The organism is Rheinheimera lutimaris, from assembly GCF_013283795.1.
GTDB lineage: Bacteria > Pseudomonadota > Gammaproteobacteria > Enterobacterales > Alteromonadaceae > Alishewanella > Alishewanella lutimaris.
Genome location: NZ_JABSOD010000016.1, coordinates 19,087 through 36,627, shown reverse-complemented (window position 1 = coordinate 36,627; position 17,541 = coordinate 19,087). Strand labels below are relative to the sequence as shown.

The 17,541-nt window shown below is 50.7% G+C and carries 18 protein-coding genes; 8 read left to right on the top strand and 10 right to left on the bottom strand.

Going from position 1 to position 17,541, the window contains the following annotated elements; genetic code table 11:
• Window positions 1-67 precede the first annotated feature (67 nt).
• Together rho and HRH59_RS14315 are read left to right on the top strand one after the other, a co-directional pair.
• Window positions 68-1,333, top strand: coding sequence for a transcription termination factor Rho (gene rho / locus HRH59_RS14320; protein WP_173501962.1), 1,266 nt, complete (start codon window positions 68-70; stop codon window positions 1,331-1,333).
• Between the two features lie 93 nt (window positions 1,334-1,426).
• Window positions 1,427-2,722 (top strand): NAD(P)/FAD-dependent oxidoreductase, encoded by a 1,296-nt coding sequence (locus HRH59_RS14315; protein WP_173501961.1) that lies wholly within the window; start codon window positions 1,427-1,429, stop codon window positions 2,720-2,722.
• Here HRH59_RS14315 and HRH59_RS14310 read toward each other — a convergent pair.
• The 3 genes from HRH59_RS14310 to HRH59_RS14300 all read right to left on the bottom strand — a co-directional run bounded on the left by HRH59_RS14310 (window position 2,672) and on the right by HRH59_RS14300 (window position 5,377).
• Window positions 2,672-3,553 (bottom strand): hypothetical protein, encoded by an 882-nt coding sequence (locus HRH59_RS14310; RefSeq protein WP_173501960.1) that lies wholly within the window; start codon window positions 3,551-3,553, stop codon window positions 2,672-2,674. The genes HRH59_RS14315 and HRH59_RS14310 overlap by 51 nt on opposite strands.
• Before the next feature lie 84 nt (window positions 3,554-3,637).
• Entirely contained in the window at window positions 3,638-4,948 is a 1,311-nt protein-coding gene (gene deoA / locus HRH59_RS14305) for a thymidine phosphorylase (RefSeq protein WP_173501959.1), read from the bottom strand.
• Between the two features lie 3 nt (window positions 4,949-4,951).
• Window positions 4,952-5,377 carry a cytidine deaminase gene (locus tag HRH59_RS14300; RefSeq protein ID WP_173501958.1) on the bottom strand — a complete coding sequence of 142 codons (426 nt, stop codon included), beginning with the start codon at window positions 5,375-5,377 and terminating at the stop codon, window positions 4,952-4,954.
• Between the two features lie 148 nt (window positions 5,378-5,525).
• On the opposite strand from HRH59_RS14300, the gene HRH59_RS19370 reads away from it, so the two are divergent.
• Window positions 5,526-6,026, top strand: a complete 501-nt coding sequence (locus tag HRH59_RS19370) for a YgjP-like metallopeptidase domain-containing protein (protein WP_173501957.1) — start codon at window positions 5,526-5,528, stop codon at window positions 6,024-6,026.
• Window positions 6,027-6,029: 3 nt separating this feature from the next.
• On the opposite strand, the gene HRH59_RS14290 is transcribed toward HRH59_RS19370, so the two are convergent.
• The 3 genes from HRH59_RS14290 to HRH59_RS14280 are packed head-to-tail and all read right to left on the bottom strand — an operon-like array spanning window position 6,030 to window position 9,165.
• Entirely contained in the window at window positions 6,030-7,205 is a 1,176-nt protein-coding gene (locus HRH59_RS14290; protein WP_173501956.1) for an MFS transporter, read from the bottom strand.
• A gap of 50 nt (window positions 7,206-7,255) precedes the next feature.
• Window positions 7,256-8,032 carry an amidohydrolase gene (locus HRH59_RS14285; RefSeq protein WP_173501955.1) on the bottom strand — a complete coding sequence of 259 codons (777 nt, stop codon included), beginning with the start codon at window positions 8,030-8,032 and terminating at the stop codon, window positions 7,256-7,258.
• The gene (locus tag HRH59_RS14280; RefSeq protein ID WP_173501954.1) at window positions 8,020-9,165 is read right to left on the bottom strand and encodes a methionine aminotransferase; all 1,146 of its coding nucleotides are present in this window, start codon (window positions 9,163-9,165) and stop codon (window positions 8,020-8,022) included. Before HRH59_RS14280 ends, HRH59_RS14285 begins: the two co-directional genes overlap by 13 nt.
• 106 nt (window positions 9,166-9,271) lie before the next feature.
• On the opposite strand from HRH59_RS14280, the gene HRH59_RS19205 reads away from it, so the two are divergent.
• The 5 genes from HRH59_RS19205 (at window position 9,272) to HRH59_RS14255 (ending at window position 12,892) form a co-directional block, all read left to right on the top strand.
• Window positions 9,272-9,904: a methylthioribulose 1-phosphate dehydratase gene (locus HRH59_RS19205; RefSeq protein ID WP_173501953.1), complete on the top strand. Its 633-nt coding sequence runs from the start codon at window positions 9,272-9,274 to the stop codon at window positions 9,902-9,904.
• Between the two features lie 3 nt (window positions 9,905-9,907).
• A complete protein-coding gene (mtnC, locus tag HRH59_RS14270; RefSeq protein WP_173501952.1) occupies window positions 9,908-10,585 on the top strand; it encodes an acireductone synthase in 678 nt (225 codons plus the stop codon).
• 2 nt (window positions 10,586-10,587) lie between these two features.
• Entirely contained in the window at window positions 10,588-11,130 is a 543-nt protein-coding gene (locus tag HRH59_RS14265; protein WP_173501951.1) for a 1,2-dihydroxy-3-keto-5-methylthiopentene dioxygenase, read from the top strand.
• Between the two features lie 183 nt (window positions 11,131-11,313).
• Window positions 11,314-12,201 carry a LysR family transcriptional regulator gene (locus tag HRH59_RS14260; protein ID WP_173501950.1) on the top strand — a complete coding sequence of 296 codons (888 nt, stop codon included), beginning with the start codon at window positions 11,314-11,316 and terminating at the stop codon, window positions 12,199-12,201.
• 163 nt (window positions 12,202-12,364) lie between these two features.
• On the top strand, window positions 12,365-12,892 hold the full coding sequence (locus HRH59_RS14255) for a tetratricopeptide repeat protein (protein ID WP_173501949.1): 528 nt from the start codon (window positions 12,365-12,367) through the stop codon (window positions 12,890-12,892).
• Between the two features lie 205 nt (window positions 12,893-13,097).
• Here HRH59_RS14255 and HRH59_RS14250 read toward each other — a convergent pair whose 3' ends face one another.
• The 4 genes from HRH59_RS14250 to HRH59_RS14235 all read right to left on the bottom strand — a co-directional run bounded on the left by HRH59_RS14250 (window position 13,098) and on the right by HRH59_RS14235 (window position 17,393).
• Entirely contained in the window at window positions 13,098-15,179 is a 2,082-nt protein-coding gene (locus tag HRH59_RS14250; protein WP_173501948.1) for a peptidase domain-containing ABC transporter, read from the bottom strand.
• 60 nt (window positions 15,180-15,239) lie between these two features.
• The gene (locus tag HRH59_RS14245) at window positions 15,240-15,809 is read right to left on the bottom strand and encodes a CPBP family intramembrane glutamic endopeptidase (RefSeq protein WP_173501947.1); all 570 of its coding nucleotides are present in this window, start codon (window positions 15,807-15,809) and stop codon (window positions 15,240-15,242) included.
• A gap of 86 nt (window positions 15,810-15,895) precedes the next feature.
• Entirely contained in the window at window positions 15,896-16,090 is a 195-nt protein-coding gene (locus HRH59_RS14240) for a hypothetical protein (RefSeq protein WP_173501946.1), read from the bottom strand.
• Between the two features lie 52 nt (window positions 16,091-16,142).
• On the bottom strand, window positions 16,143-17,393 hold the full coding sequence (locus tag HRH59_RS14235) for an HlyD family secretion protein (RefSeq protein WP_173501945.1): 1,251 nt from the start codon (window positions 17,391-17,393) through the stop codon (window positions 16,143-16,145).
• Window positions 17,394-17,541: the final 148 nt, after the last annotated feature.

Here is a 17,541-nt window from a genome sequence, read left to right as displayed (position 1 = left end):
CCAAACCTTATACTATCGAACCGATAAGCATTGCCCTGTTTATATATCAACAAGAAACCCAATCAATATGCATTTAACAGAACTGAAACTGAAGCCAATTAGCGAGCTGGTTGAATTGGCTGAGTCTATGGGCCAGGAAAATATGGCCCGCCTGCGTAAACAAGACATTATTTTCGCCATTTTAAAATCCCACGCCAAAAACGGCGAAGAAATTTTCGGTGATGGTGTGCTGGAAATTCTGCAGGACGGTTTCGGTTTTCTGCGCTCCAGCGACAGCTCTTACTTAGCCGGTCCGGACGACATTTATGTGTCACCCAGCCAGATCCGCCGCTTTAACCTGCGTACCGGTGACAGCATTTCCGGCTTAATTCGTCCGCCAAAAGAAGGCGAGCGTTACTTTGCACTGTTAAAAGTAAACGAAGTTAACTTCGGCCGGCCGGAGCAGGCGCGTAACAAAATTCTGTTTGAAAACTTAACCCCGCTGCATGCTAACTCACGGTTACGCATGGAACGTGGTAACGGTAGCCGTGAAGATATCACCGCCCGGGTACTGGATTTAGCTTCGCCTATCGGTAAAGGCCAGCGCGGTTTGATCGTGGCGCCGCCAAAAGCCGGTAAAACCATTTTGCTGCAAAATATCGCCCAATCTATCGCTGCCAACCATCCGGATTGCGTATTAATGGTGCTGCTGATAGACGAGCGCCCGGAAGAAGTAACCGAAATGCAGCGCTTGGTTAAAGGCGAAGTTATCGCCTCTACCTTCGACGAGCCGGCCAGCCGCCACGTGCAGGTAGCTGAAATGGTTATCGAAAAAGCCAAACGCCTGGTTGAGCACAAAAAAGACGTTATTATTCTGCTGGACTCTATTACCCGTTTAGCCCGTGCCTATAACACCGTGATCCCAAGCTCAGGCAAGGTATTAACCGGTGGTGTTGACGCTAACGCCCTGCATAAACCCAAACGTTTCTTTGGTGCGGCGCGTAATGTGGAAGAAGGCGGCAGCTTAACCATTATCGCTACCGCGCTGGTGGATACCGGTTCAAAAATGGACGAAGTAATTTACGAAGAATTTAAAGGTACAGGTAATATGGAACTGCACCTGTCGCGTAAAATTGCTGAGCGTCGCGTGTTCCCTGCTATCGAATTTAACCGCTCTGGCACCCGCCGCGAAGAGTTGCTGGCTTCGCCGGAAGAGCTGCAGAAAATGTGGATCCTGCGCAAAATCCTGCATCCGATGGATGAAACCGAGTGTATGGAGTTCTTAATAGACCGTCTGTTGATGACAAAAACCAACGACGAGTTCTTTGATGCCATGAAACGGCAAAAAAGCTAACCGACCAAGCCGGCCTTCGTGCCGGTTTTTTCTTGCCTGTTGTTTGCCGGCAAGACGTTGCACCGCTTTATTTTTTACAGAAGGAACCAGCATATGACACGCCCACGCGTAGTGGTTATCGGCGGCGGGGCCGGCGGCCTCGAACTGGCAACCCGCTTAGGCAATAAGCTTGGCCGCCAAGGCAAAGCGCATATCACCCTGATTGACCGCAACCATACCCACATCTGGAAACCCCTGTTACATGAAGTTGCCACCGGCACACTGGACGTTGAAATTGATCAGCTGAGTTACCGCGCTCATGCCGCCACGCACGGTTTTGAGTTTCAGCTCGGCAGTTTTTACGGCCTTAACCGGCAGCAGAAAACCGTCACGCTGGCGCCGGTATATGCCGATGATGGCGAAGAGGTATTAGCAGCGCGTGAGCTGGCTTATGATTACCTGGTGCTGGCCATTGGCAGTGTGTCTAACCACTTTAATACGCCGGGTGTGGCAGAACATTGCATCTTTTTAGACAGCCCGGCTCAGGCGCAGCGTTTTCAGCGCCATTTACTCGATGCCTATTTAAAAATGAACTCCCCCGGCCATCCGAAAGATAAACTGAATATCGCTATAGTGGGCGCTGGCGCTACGGGGGTGGAGCTGGCCGCCGAGCTGTATCATGCTGCTGCGGAGCTTAATCTGTACGGCTTTGCCGATTTACGCAAAGACCGGCTGAATATCAGCGTTATCGAAGCCGGTCCGCGTATTTTACCGGCATTACCGGAACGTATCGCCACTGCGGCGTTAAAAGAGCTGCAAAAGCTCGGCGTGCAGGTACGTACCAGCACTAAAGTGACCGCCGCCGATGCGTATGGCCTGCAACTGGGGGATGAGCATTTGGCTGCTGAGCTTATGGTATGGGCTGCCGGCATTAAAGCGCCGGACTTTTTGCATAAACTGGACGGGCTGGAAAATAACCGGCTAAACCAATTGCTGGTAAACGGCAAACTGCAAACCACGCTGGATAGCCGTATTTATGCTATTGGTGATTGTACCGGCTGTCCGCTGGCAGATAATAAATGGGTGCCGCCACGCGCACAATCGGCGCATCAGATGGCCAGCCTGGTTGCCACCAATATCTTGGCTGAGTTAAACGGCAAAGCCTTGCGGGATTTTAACTACAAAGACCACGGCTCATTAATTTCACTCAGCCGTTTTGGTACTGTCGGCAGCTTAATGGGCAACTTAGTCGGTGGTGCCATGATGATTGAAGGTCGTATTGCCAGGCTGGCTTACATTTCGCTGTACCGTATGCATCAGGTGGCGCTGCATGGCTGGCTGAAAATGCTGGTGATCAGCTTAGTGGCCCGCATTAACCGTATCGTGCGACCGCGCCTCAAGCTGCATTAACGCTTGCTGCTGCAGTTTTTCCAGATCAGTGCTCAGCCTGCGCCGGGCACTGTCATCCAGCCAGCGCTGTATGGCGTCTTTGTACTCCGGCTGTTGCCACAACGCTGGTAGCAGCTTATTCACGGCGGCTATTGCCGCCTGCCCCACATCATCGGTGCTACAGGTAATATAAGACACGCTGGCAACATTGGCGCCCACTATAGCCCGATGCTCCAGCATTGCCGCCTGCGGCAACAACTGATTGTAGTATTGCATCCGCTCCGGATACTCCACCACATAATCCACGCGGTTGCCGGCAAGTAAACCGGCAGCATTAATTTCGCTGGTAAAAGCATGACTGCTAAGATTACTGTCCGGATGGCGCAGCAAGGCTGCTATAACCTCAGGGTAAAGCCGGTTGGGTTGATAAGCGCCTGTCAGGGCTTTATCCAGTGCTAGCTTTTGTATATCTGCACCATCGTCCTGCATTGCCGGATGTGTCGTTAGTTTACCGGCGATATAACCTACAGCCAGTGCCGGCCCTACCGCCAAAGGTGCCGAAAACAGCCGGTTTTGCGCGCGCTGTTCAGAGTATAAGGTTCCCAGCGCACAAAGTGCCGGCTCCTTTAGCAAAAATGCCTGTTCCAGCCGGGCGAGGTTAACCAGCCGCGTTTGGTGTTCAAACTGCGGCATGGCGGTACTGAGCTGCTGCAACAAAAGGTCAAAGGTGCCCTGGCCCTGAAACGGACCACTGACAATCTGATGCGGCGGCCAGTCGGTTTGTAACCAGGTCAGTTGTGGTTTAGCGTAAGCACTGCCGGCCAGCAGCAGTAGCAAACAACGTAATAGCATGGAGGCGTCCCGAAATAAATTATTGTAACTGTAGCCAATAACGGGGCCCAACTCAATCAGCCGCCAGCTTAGCCGGTCAATCATTTAACCAATAGTATGGTGCACCAACGGATAAGACGCTGTGGTATTTGCCACACGCAGTGACGCCTGGTATTCCTTCGCCGCTACTGCAGCAGCATCGGTAGTAGCAGCATGCACTTTGGCAAGCACATCGCCCTGCTCTACCCGGCTACCGGTTGGCAGAATATGGCTAAAGCCTACCGCAGGGTCAATTTGCTGCCCGGGATGCGCACGGCCACCGCCTAAACGTACTACCGCCATGCCCAAACCAACAGTATCCTGGTAGTGCAAATAGCCGCTTTGCGGTGCAATAATGTCCTGCACCACAGGCGCGCCAGCCAAATACTGCTGTGGTTTTTCTATTAAGTCGGCCGGGCCGCCCAGTGCCGCTACCATTTTGGCAAAAATTTCTGCCGCCTTGCCCGAACTTAAACTCTGCTCTAACGCCGCCACCGCGCTGGCTTTATCCTTGTGTAAGCCGCCCAGCATTAACATATTGGCGCCCAGCTCCAGCGTTATCTGGTGCAAGCGTGGCTCGCGGTATTTGCCGGTTAAGTAATCCAGCGTTTCCATCACCTCCAGCGCGTTGCCAGCGGTACTGCCTAAAATCTGGTTCATATCGCTCAACAGTGCCCGGGTGGGTACGCCGGCACCGTTGGCCACGTTAACAATACTGGTGGCCAGCGCCGAGGCATCATCGACGGTACGCATAATGGCGCCGTTACCAATTTTCACATCCATTACCAGCGCATCTAAGCCCTCAGACAGCTTTTTCGACAAAATAGAGGCGGTAATAAGCGGTATAGACTCTACCGTAGCGGTCACATCGCGAATTGCATATAAACGCCGATCGGCCGGCGCCAACTGGCTGCTTTGGCCAACGATAACGCAGCCCAATTGTGGTAATAACTGCTGAATTTTTTCCAGTGGCTGGGTACAGCTGTAACCCGGGATGGTCTCCAGCTTATCCACTGTGCCACCGGTATGGCCCAAACCACGGCCGGCAATGCTGGGCATATAAGCGCCACAGGCCGCAACCATCGGCGCCAACATCAGCGTTACTTTGTCGCCGACACCACCGGTGCTGTGTTTATCTACCACCGGGCCATTTAACTTGCCCTGCCAGTTTAATACCGTGCCGCTGTCGCGCATCGCCAACGTTAGCGCGACTATTTCATCGGTATGCATACCGTTTAAATAAATCGCCATTGCCAGCGCTGCCACCTGACCTTCACTGAAGCTGTCGTCAGTCAAGCCACGGACAAACTGCTGAATTTCGGCCTGGCTTAAGTTGCCGCCGTTACGTTTGGTTTTAATAATTTCCTGCGGGATCATGTATTAAGCTCCAACTTTAGTGCTGTTGGCTAAATAGGTTGGCGTAAAGGCCGCCGGCAATAACTCGCCCAGCGTCCAATTTTGCTGTTGCTGTAAGTGATTACAACTGGCGATGGGGGCATCGGGTGTAAAAAACTCGGCAATGACCTGGCGGCAAATACCGCACGGTGGTGTTAGCATCTCTTGCGGTGTATACACCAGCAGTGCGGTAAATTTGCGCTCACCGGCTACCACAGCAGCGCCTATGGCATTACGCTCGGCGCACACTGTGCCGCCGTATGAGGCGTTTTCAACATTGCAGCCGGTATAAATTTTGCCGCTGTCGGCCAACACGGCCACACCGACGGGGAATTTGCTGTATGGCGCATAAGCCTGTGCGGCGGCTTGTTTCGCAGCCTGTTGCAAGGCAGCCCAGTTAATTTCGCTCACTGGTTAAACTCATGTTAGTAATGGGCATACAGTGTTACTGCGAATGCGGTTTTGGTCAAGCCTGCTGTACGCAACTGCGACCGCGGCGGCTGACGTCGCGACAAACAGACGCTATACTGCCGGCTTTATCCTGTTAACCAGCTAAAACGTGAACAGCATTAATTACCTTGCCGGTTATCCGGAACATATTCAGCAGCAGGCAACCGGTTTATTACAAAGCGGCCGCCTAAGCAGCTACCTGGCAGAAAAATACCCCGCAGTGCATCAGGTGCAAAGCGATAAAGCGCTGTATGGCTATGTTAATGAGCTGAAAAACAACTATATGCGCAACACGCCATCACTTAGCCAGGTACGTTACGACAGCAAACTTAATGTGATAAAGCAGGCGCTGGGCATGCATACCTTTGCCTCCCGGGTGCAGGGCAATAAGCTTAAAGCGCATAACAGCATCAGCATAGCGGCATTGTTTAAGCAGGCACCGGAAGCCTTTTTGCGCATGATCGTGGTACATGAATTAGCCCACTTTAAAGAAAAAGACCACAACAAAGCCTTTTATAAACTGTGTCAGCATATGGAGCCGGCCTACCATCAACTCGAGCTGGATACACGGCTGTGGTTGTTGTGCCGCGACTACACCGCCACGGCATAACCGCTACCGGACCGGCTTGCGCCGCTGCAACAGCAGGCTGAACAGCCACAACATAGCCAGCAACCAGCCACAGGCCAGCGGCACCAGCAAGAAAGCCTGCGCGATACCGGCATGCTGCGCCCAGATGCCGGTAGCCAAACCGGCAAACTGAAAGCCTACAGAAGTGCCAATGCTGGCCAGGCCGGATAACACCGGGCCATTGTCGGCATCCAGATCCATGGCGGTAGATAACATCAGCGGAAATAAACCGCCGATACCTAAACCCAAAGCCAGATTGCCCAGCGCTATCGGCCAATACCCCTGCGTCAGCACCAGCAATACCGCACCACTAAGTGCAAAGCTACCCAGTAACAGCATCAGTTGGCCGGGTGTGAGCCAGCGCAGCAATAGCGCAAAACCCAGCCGGCTTAACACCATACCGCCGGTAAACCAGGCCAGCAGCAGCCGTGCACTCTCAGCCTGGTAACCCATGCCATCTACCGCATAACTGACAAACCAATTACCCTGGCCCCACTCTGCCGCACCATAGCCTATCATCACCAGCAGCATAATAAAGAACAGCGGCTGGCGCAGCACAGTCAGATACGACAGGCTCCGGCCGTTGTTGCTGTGGCTGGCCGCCAACACAGGTTGCTGCTGCGCCACGCGCCAGCTGTACGCCGCCACCAGCAATAAGCCCAGCGCAATAATCCGCACCGGCCAGCGCCAGTCATCCAGCAGCCAATACAGCATCACGACCCACAAGGGTGCCGTTAAGGTGCCCAAACTGAACATAAAATCCATCAGGCCCATCATAGCGGCGCGTTTGTTGGCAAACAGCCGTGCGATCAGCGTATGGCCAATGGTAAACATGATGGAGTAAGTCAGACCGACCAGCAAAATCAGCGGCAGTAACCACTGCCAGCTGTTAACCAGCGACAGCAACAACAGCAGCATGGTTTCGCTCAGAGCCAGCAACGCAAACAGGCGCAAAAAGTGAAACTTCTGTACATATTTGCCGCCGATAATGGCGCCGATAATAGTGCCGGCAGACATTAAGCTGAAAAATACGCCGCTGATGGCCGGCGCCATATTCAGGCTTTTTGCCATATCCGGCAGTAACATACCCCAAAGAATAATCAGGTTACCTAATAAGAAAAACCCGCTGAAGATCACTGCGGTGGGGTGTAAGCGCGACATCGCCGCTCCTTGTTAAGGCAGGTAAAATTATCCTGCTGCAGTGAACAAGATTAGCCCGGTTGAAACGGATCGGCGTCCAGATGGGCCGGAAACTGTTGCCGGTACTGCATCAATTGGGCGTAGTCTAACCCGGCCTGCAGCACACCGGCAGCTGCTGAGGCCAGTTCTGCGACGGGCTGGCCGCGATAATCGACAATCAGGCTGTCGCCGCTGTAGTCAACCCCATTGCCATCTGTGCCAACACGGTTACAGCCCAGTACAAATGCCAGGTTTTCTATCGCCCGCGCCTGCAACAAGGTACGCCAGGCATGCGAGCGGGCAGCCGGCCAGTTGGCAACATACAGTGCCACATCGTAGTCATTGCGGTTACGGCTGAAAACCGGAAAGCGCAAGTCATAACATACCTGCAGCAGCAAGCGCCAGCCGCGATACTGCACCACCACCCGCTGTTCCCCGGCAATATAAGCCTGATGTTCACCGGCCATACGAAACAGGTGCTTTTTATCGTAATAGCTAACGCTGCCATCCGGCGTGACAAAATAGCAGCGGTTAACACAGCCACGCCCGGTGCGGGTGGCCACCGAGCCACACAACGCCGCCCCGCATTGCGCTGCCTGCTGTTTAAGCCAGGCAAGTGTTTCGCCTTCGGGCTCAGCGATAACATCACTTTGCATCGAAAAACCACTGCTGAACATTTCCGGCAGCACAATCAAATCAGCACTAATCTGTCGCATCTGCTGCGCCAGTTGGCGGCGGTTTGCCGCGGCGTCTTGCCATACCAAAGCAGTTTGCAACACCGCAACCTGTAATAGCATTAAATCTGACATAACGCCTCCGCTGCTGCCTCAAGTGTGCTTTGCTGCTTCGCAAAACAGAAGCGGATAATACGGCTTTGTGGCGGCGTTTGATAAAACACTGACAACGGTATCGCCGCTACCTTGTGCTCAGTGGCCAGCCAGCGGCAAAAGGCAACATCATCCAACTCACTTATCGCGCTGTAATCCGCCAGCTGAAAATAAGTGCCCTGGCAACTCAGCAACTTAAAACGACTATTGGCCAACAGTGTGGCGAAGCTGTCGCGTTTTTGCTGATAAAACGCCGCCAAACTGCGCACCTGCTCACTATGCAGCTTAAGCATATCAGCGATGGCATATTGCGCCGGCGTAAAGCTGGAAAAGGTAACGTATTGATGAATTTTGTGAAACTCTGCCGTCAGGGCCGCCGGCGCCACACAATAGCCCAGCTTCCAGCCGGTAACATGAAAAGTTTTGCCAAACGACGACACAATAAAACTGCGTGCTGCCAGCTCACTAAAGCCGTTAGCGCTAAGCTGCATCGCGCCGTCAAACACCATATGCTCATATACTTCGTCGCTGATACAGTACAGGTTATGCGCTGCCACCAGTTGCTGCAGCGCCAGCCAGTCAGAGTGGCTAAACACCATGCCGCTGGGGTTATGCGGGCTGTTAACAATGATCAATCTGGTGCGCGCCGTTATCGCATCAGCTACTTGCTGCCAGTTAACGCGGTAATCCGGCGCATGCAGCGCAATATGCACGGCTTTGCCGCCGTTTAGCGCAATCGCTGGTGCGTAGCTGTCGTACGCCGGGTCAAAAATAATCACCTCATCGCCGGGGTTTACTGTGGCGCCGATGGCAACAAACAGTGCCTCAGTGGCACCGCTGGTCACGGTAATCTCTGCTGCAGGGCAAATAATGCGGCCATAACAATGCTGTACCAGCGCAGCAATTTGCTCACGCAATGCCATGACTCCCGGCATCGGTGCATATTGATTCAGGCCCTGCGCGCTGTATTGTGCCAGCGCTGAAACCAACTGCGGGCTGGCGGGAAAGTCCGGAAAACCCTGCGATAAATTAATGGCTTGCTGCTCAGTTGCCAGTTGCGACATCTGGCTGAAGATAGTAGTGCCAACGCCCGGCAGTTTGCTTTTGAGTATCATATCGGCAAGAAAAAGTTGCTAAAACCGGCTTGAATGCTATCATTTAGCCCGTTTTATGTATAGACATCTAAACGTTTGAACGTATAGCAAGCAGGTTTAACTTATTATGAATAACACCGCCCAACTGCATCAGCTTAATCCAAACGCCATCGCCTTATGCGCGCTGGGGCGCTGGATCGCCAACCGGCATTGGGTACCGGCTACCGGCGGTAATTTTTCGATCCGAAGCGGTGAGTACAGTGCGCTGGTAACCGCCTCCGGTAAAGATAAAGGCGAGCTAAGCCCGCAGGACTTGCTGCCGGTAAGCTGGCAGGATGGCAAGTTAAGCTGCCCGGGCACGCCGTCGGCAGAAACCGCGCTGCATGCCCGGCTGTATCAGCTCGACCCGGCGATAAAAGCGGTATTGCATACTCATTCGGTGCCGGCAACGGTGTTTTCCCGGCTGATCAGCGACGACAGCTACCTGTTCCATGGCTATGAAATGCAAAAAGCCATCAGTGGCAATAGCAGCCATGACATCCCCTGCGCCCTGGCGCTGTTTGACAACACCCAGGATATTCCGCTACTGGCGCAGCAGGTAGCACAGCGCTGGCAACAGCAACCGTTAAATTGGGGCTTACTGGTGCGTGGCCATGGTCTCTATGTTTGGGGCCGCAGCCCGGATGAAGCAAAAAGGCATTTAGAAGGCTGGGAGTTTCTTATAAACTGCGAGCTTGAAAGGTTAAAACTAACAAGGTAAGCCGTGAAGTACTCTGCCATTATCACCGACATTGAAGGCACTACCAGCCGTATCAGCTTTGTCACAGAGGTGTTGTTTCCTTACGCCGCCCGCGAATTGCCGGGTTTTATCCGCGCCAATCTCAGCGATGCAGCAGTAGCCGCCGCGCTGGATGCTTGCCGCGCACTGATGCAGCAAGCTGATGCCACTGTCGACGCCATTATTGCCAGGCTGCAGCAATGGATAGCTGAAGATCAGAAAATCACGCCGCTAAAAGCGCTGCAAGGCATGGTATGGCAGCAGGGTTATCAAAGCGGCGCCTTTCGCGGCCATCTGTATCAGGACGCGTTTGCGACCTTAACGCAATGGCAGCAACAAGGTATAAAGCTGTACGTTTACAGCTCCGGCTCGGTGCAGGCACAGCAGTTGCTATTCCGCTACAGTGATTTCGGCGATGTAACGCCCTTATTTAGCGGCTATTTTGACACCCGCGTTGGCGCCAAACGCGATATATCCTCCTATGCCGCCATTTTGCAACAGCTGCAGTTGCCGCCTAAACAAGTGCTGTTTTTATCCGACGTGACCGCCGAGCTGGATGCCGCCAAAGTCTTGGGTATTGCTACGGTGCAGTTAATTCGTGACGGCCAGAGCCCGTCTGACCACCCGGCGGTAAGCAGTTTTAGCCAAATTGAGGAGCTGTAGTCATGAGCCATCTACGTCTGTTTGCGGTTGATAATGCCACACAACCGCTGCTTGAAAGCAGTGACGCCGGCGAAATCAGTGCGGTACTGGCCAACGCCGGTATTCGCTTTGAGCAATGGCAAGCCGGTGCGCCGTTAAGCGCACTCAGCAGCAACGACGACATCCTGCAGGCATATGCAGCAGATATTCAGCGCTTAAAGCACGAGCGTGGTTATATTACGGTTGATGTTATTTCGCTTAGCGCTAATCACCCGGATAAGGCCGCATTGCGGCAAAAATTTCTCGCCGAGCATACCCACAGTGAAGATGAAGTGCGCTTTTTTGTGCGCGGTCAGGGTTTGTTTTGCCTGCATATTGCCGGCAAGGTGTATCAGGTACTGTGCCAGCAAAACGACCTGATCAGTGTACCCGCCGGCACTACCCATTGGTTTGATATGGGCAGCGAACCGGAATTCAGCGCCATACGTTTATTCAATAACCCCGACGGTTGGGTCGCTAAGTTTAGTGGCAGTGATATTGCCTTACGGTTTCCATTGCTAACGTAAACAGCTATTTCCTTGCACCAACAGCGTGCAACAGGCCATAACGGCTGGCTAATAGCGTTAATTAACAAGTTTATTTTCAATTAATTACCCTCAGCAGTTGCACTGGTGTAACTATTGCTTAAGCTTGTCATATTCAGCTGTAACACTACAGCTGCCACTTTTAGCCAGTTAAGCGGATAATTTATGTTACCACTGCACACACCAATGCGCGGCCTGCGCTGCTTTTGTGTCGCTGCCGAATGTTTAAGTTTTAAAGAAACAGCCAAAAAGCTGTATTTAACGCCGTCTGCGGTTAGCCACCAGATAAAACAGCTGGAAGATAACCTCAATTTAGCCTTGTTTGAGCGCAAAACCCGCGCCATAGTGCTAACCGAAACCGGTAAACGCTTTTATCAGGCCATAGCGCCCTTAATGCAGCAATTGGCCACCACCATCGGCGAGTTCAGCCAGGCTGAGCGTATGCTGGAAGTCAGTATCTCGATGCCGGAGTTTTTTGCCAGCGAGCTGTTTGTGCCAAGGTTAATTGGCTGGTCAGAACAATATCCCAACATTAACCTGACGTTGGAAACGGTAAAATCGCGCCGCGACAGCCCGAAGTACACCGATTTATCAATAATACTATCCGGTAAAAAGCCGGAAGAAGTTATCGCTTATGACCTGTTCCCCATCAGCTATGTACCGGCCTGCAACACCGCCCAGTACAACAAATGGCACAGCAAAGGCTACCGCATACTGGAACAGGTACCGCTGATACTGCACCAGGCCAGGCCGCACGCCTGGCATCAATGGGCCGAGCACGTGGGTTATCACAACTTTCAGCCGAAACAAATTATGCAGCTCGACAGCATGTTCAGTGTGGCCCGCGCGGCACAGCAAGGGCTGGGCGTGGCACTGATACCGCTGCCGATCAGCAGCAGCTGGTTCAGCACCGGCAGCCTGCAGCGTTTATTTGAGCAGGAACTACTCAGTCGCGACCGCTATTATCTGGTGCGGCACGACGAAGACCCAAACCGGCATGAAATACAGCTGCTGATTGACTGGATACTGCAAAGCTTTCATCTGGATAAGTAAATTCGCCACACCACCTTATATGAAAGACATTAGCGCCTGATAAATGAATTTTTTTCACTTATCAGGTGTTTTTTTATCGTTTGTCAGATTTAGTGCTTTTGCTCAAACTTACACCTGCAGACCGATAGCGGCTGCCTGGATGGGAAATTGGGAGCAACACATTATGAAAGCGAGAGCAATTAAATTAGGCAGTTCTTTGGCGTTGATGCTGATGGCCTCAGGTTCATTCCTCGCATCAGCCACCACCAACGGCTATAAAATGGTACTGATTGAAGATACACCTGGTGTAGCCGCCTTACAGGCCGGTCAATTTGACCAGGGTATCAGCGAAACATTGGCCAGCAACAGCGCAGAAGTGGATAACTTCTCCCGCCAAATGAGCCTGTGCGTAGGCTTTACCAAAAGCGGTAAGCTGGATCAGGCAACAACGGCATGCGACAGCGCAGTATCTGCTGCCCAGCAGTTCAGCCATGTCAGCAACAGCGACAAGCGCGAAATGCGCGCTTATGCCCTGACTAACCGTGGCGTACTGCGTTTGTTACAAAACAACAACCTGGCGGCACTGGCCGACTTTAAACGCGCGGCAGAATTAAACCGCAGCGATGTAAGTCAGCACAACCTGCAACGCTTAGAGTTAGCGTTAAACAACGCTAACAGCGGCCTGGATGTTGCCATGGTATCTGCAGAATAAACACCTGCTGATACAACGTTAAAGGTATCGACAGAGTAAGCGCCTGTTGATACAGCGTTAAAGGTAGCTGCAGAGTAAGCGCCTGCTGTTACCTGAGTTACCCGGTGTGGAGTAAGCGCCCACGCCGGTTTAGTTAAGATTACACCTCCCCGTGTGTCTGCAGAGTTACTACTCCCCGGTGTAACTCTGCTTTTTTATTTGCTTGTTATGCCCGCATAAATTGTGCTTTATAAGCGTCAGTGACATCCTGCAATTGGCCATTATGCAGTTGTATAATCCGCTCTGCGTTTATTATGGTTTCCGGCCGGTGGGCGATAATAATCCGTGTCATATTCAGCTGCTTAATCGCCTGGTTTACATAGTGCTCCAGCTGCACATCTAAATGGCTGGTGGCTTCGTCCATAAACAGTATTTTTGGCTTACGATACAGTGCCCGCGCCAATAACAGCCTTTGTTTTTGCCCGCCGGATAACGAACTGCCCATATCACCCACTAAGGCGTTATAGCCCATTTGCATAGCCGATATATCCTGGTGAATACCCGCCAGTTGGGCGCATTCTACTACTTGTTGCATATCCATCTGGCTATCAAAGAAACTGATATTCTCTGCCAGAGTGCCGGACATAAGCTGGTCGTCCTGCATTACGGCAGCAATTTGGCTACGGTAATGCCGCAAACCCAAATGGCGAATATCCACGCCATCTACTTCTACTTTACCGCTCTCGCCAGGCAGTAAACCCAGCATAATTTTCATCAGGCTGGTTTTACCGGTGCCGGAAGGGCCAATAATGGCAACGTTTTCACCGGCTTTTACCTCCAGGTTTAAGCTATTGAACAACAGCGGGTCATTACTGGCATAACGAAAGCTAATGTTACTCAGGCTTAATTGGCCACTTAACTCGCGGCTATCGCTGGCACTGCCTTCGTCTTCTTTCTCTGTTAAGGCAATATCGGCCAGGCGATCCAGATGTAGCCGGGTCATTTTTATTTCGACCACTTTATCAATCAGGGCGGCTGTACGGCTGGTAAACTGGTTTTTATAGGCGATAAAAGCAAACAACATACCCACGCTGATATCACCGGCCATTACAGCCAGTGCAGCTAAGTAAATTACCAATACGTTTTCTATGCCAAACAATAACTGGTTAATGGTGCTGTAGGATATTTGCCACTTACCCAGGCGGTAATTCTGGTTTACCGCATCGGCAAAGCGGTTTTGCCAGATATTTAAGCGCTGGGTTTGCAGGCCAAATAACTTAATGCTTTGCATGCCGCGCACGGTTTCCATAAAGTTGCTTTGCTCTTTAGCCGACGCAACTATGCTGGCCTCGGTTAACTGATGTAATGGCCGGTACAAAGCCCAGCGTAAAAGCGCATAGAGCAGTACCGCAATACCTACCACCAGACTCAGCTGCGGGCTGTATAAATACATCATTACCAGCACCGCTATGGCCATAATGCCGTCAATCACACCCTCCACCAGGCTATTGGTAAGCAACTCACGTACTGAATTTAACGAACCAAAGCGCGATACCACATCACCCATATGGCGTTTTTCAAAATAGCTAAGTGGCAAATGCAGCAGGTGGCGCATTAAATTGGCCGCCATTTGTACGCTCATTACCGAGCCTAAATGCAGCACCACCCAGCCGCGCAAGGTTTGGGTAATCACCTGTAGCAGCATAATAAGGCCAAAGCCCAGTGCTAATACCACCAACAACGGCTCATCCTGGCTTACCAGCACTTCATCCACCACCAACTGGGTGTAATAAGGGGCGGCCAGCACAAATGCCTGTAACAGCAACGACAATACAAACAACTTAACCAGCGATGGCACCAGGCCTTGTACTTTGGTCCAAAACGCTGTTAAGCCTAAACGCACCCGTTCGTCTATTTTTTTAAATTCGTTACCAGGGCTTAGCTCCAGCGCTACACCAGTAAAGGCTTTATCGACTTCATCCAGCGATAAACGCCGCTCGCCCATGGCCGGGTCGAGAATGGTAATGCCGTTGCGATGCACTTTTTGCAGCACCACAAAGTGGTTCATTTCCCAGTGCAGAATGCAGGGTGTACGCAGGTTTTTTAAGTCGTCTAAGTCCAGCTTTAACGCCCGCGGTGTTAAGCCCAGCTGGTTACCTAATTGCATTAGCTGCTGTAAATTGGCGCCTTTAAGTGACACGCTATAGCGATTGCGTAAAGTGGTTAAGTCCAGCTGATGGCCATGATGATTGGCCACAATAGCAATACAGGCCAGACCGCATTCAGCTGCTTCGGATTGGTAGATCATATGTTTTTACTACTTATCATTTTTCAAGTAATCTCAAATTTAATCCAGCTAATTATTGCGTCAGACAATATCTCCATCAAAAAATAAAATAGCCAAATTATGGAAAGCGTGCAGAGCAATGCATGGCAATACTGACTTTGCCGATAGCCTGATAAAACAAAAGATTAAAGACATTAAGAAAGAGTAAATGAAAATATCTGAGTCATGAGAAAAAGCAAAGGCAGTTGAAACGATAAATGCTGAAAGCCAAAAATTTTTTAATAGCCCCACAAGGAAACCCAGCAAAATCACTCTGAACATCAGCTCTTCGAAAAAGGGAGAAATAAAAACTGCTCGAAAAAAATCCCAATACGTATAGGAAAAGCCACCACCTTCTCTTAGCCAAGAAGTAATGGTAAAAATAGAAATTCCGGCGATCAATAAAATGTTAAAAAGCTTTAAATTGATATCTTCGAAGCTAATATTCATAGAAGCCACAGATTTTACCCTAATGGAATCTATAGAAAATAGAATACACAAAGTTGAAATCATAATGACAGTGTATTCATCTATGTATTGTGGAAGTGGCAAACTACTAAAAATTAAGAACAATGCGCCACCACCAAAATAGATAACGATAACATCTCTCAAGCTATAATAAACCATTAAAAACCTCAGAATAGGCAAGCCATTAGTAGCTTGCCTATGAAACTATATTGGTATTGGTCAAAGTTTATTTATTTTTGGGTCCAATTCAAATCATCTATCCAATTGTTAGAAAGCATAACGTTGTCATAGAAGTATCCACCCCCCGATTGCACAAGCTGCTTTGCTTCCATAAACATTGCAGTGTAAGAGGCTGCATCTAAAAGGCCTCGAATTCGACTACCACCACTCACTTCTTCAACTTGCTCAAATGTTAACTCTTGCATACTATCTCTCCTTGAGACGTTTTTAAGTTTAAAGGTTTGCTCGTTATGAGCGTTATAACCGCCCTTTCAGGCTTAAAACCGGCTCGAACAACCAGGCTAACAGGCTGCGTTGTTCCAGCACGATATCTGCGCTTAACAGCATGCCCGATTGCAGCGGGACTGTGTTGCCATAAGCGCGGATGTGTTGTGAAGCCAGTGCTACCTCTACCCGGTACACCGGCTCCTGTACGGCGACAGGCATATCTACTTCGTTCGGAAGTACGATTGCCTGCGCCGTTTTTATTACTTCCCCTTCGTATAAACCAAAGCGCTGATACGGAAAAGCATCAAAGCGTAAGCGGGTCTGCTGACCCGGCATCACAAAACCATAAGCACGGGTAGGCACCAACAATACGGCCTGTAATTCTGCGTTATCCGGCATTATGGTTAGCAGTGGTAAGCCCATTTGCACATTGTTGCCTATTTCTGCCACTAGATTCGTTACCCGGCCGGCTATCGGGGCGGTGATTAACAGCTCGCCACGGGCATTAAGTTCGGTTTGTTGTTGCTTAAGCCGCGAAATATCGCTGTCGAGCACTGCCAGTTGTTGTTGCTGTTCACCTGGCAGGCGATGTAACTGGCCGCTAAGTTGCTCTATTTGGGCTTTTTGGCTTTGTTCGCTGGCATTTAACTCGGCCAGTTGCTGCTGAATATTCAGTACCAGTTCGTGTTGCTGTTGCAGTTCATTGGTGGAAATAGCACCGCGGTTATTCAGATCGCGGTAATTTTGATAACGCTGCTGATTAAGCTGCAGCCGCTGCTGCAGTAACTGTTGCTGCGCCGCAATATCGTTAAGCAGATTACGGCTTAAGGTTAGCCGGGTAGTAAATTCGGCATCTTGCTGAACAAACTGGTTAATTACCTGCTGCTTACGCAAATTAACCAGCTCGGTTTGCTGCACCAGGCCCTGAAACAAGGTGCCGGTAAGGCTGTCACCGGCAGACAAATGCTCCGGAATAGTAACCAGCGCTAACCTGTCGCCGGCTTGTACCTGCTGGCCATCATCGACATAAACTTGTTGAATAACACCGGTGCGGGATGATACGACTTTAGCCAAGCCGATATCCGGCTTTAAATAGCCGCTAACAGTTTCTTTGCGGTTAAATGAAGTGAGGCTGAGAAACGTCACAATAGCAATGATTACGCACAGCAGAACAATAGTAAGCAAACTACTGCTTACCGGCTGGGCAATAATAACGTCACCATCTAAACGGGCGCTTTGTTGCTTTACAGCATTAACGCGAAACAATCCATTTTCTACCACAACAACCTCAAAAATCTATTGTGTTTACAATACAGCAAAATTTGCAATAATTTGAGACTAACTTAACCATAAATGAATATGCAATAATTTTTTATATTATTTTTTTGTTAAGTAAATATATCTTTGAAACAATAGCCAGCGGGGGGGG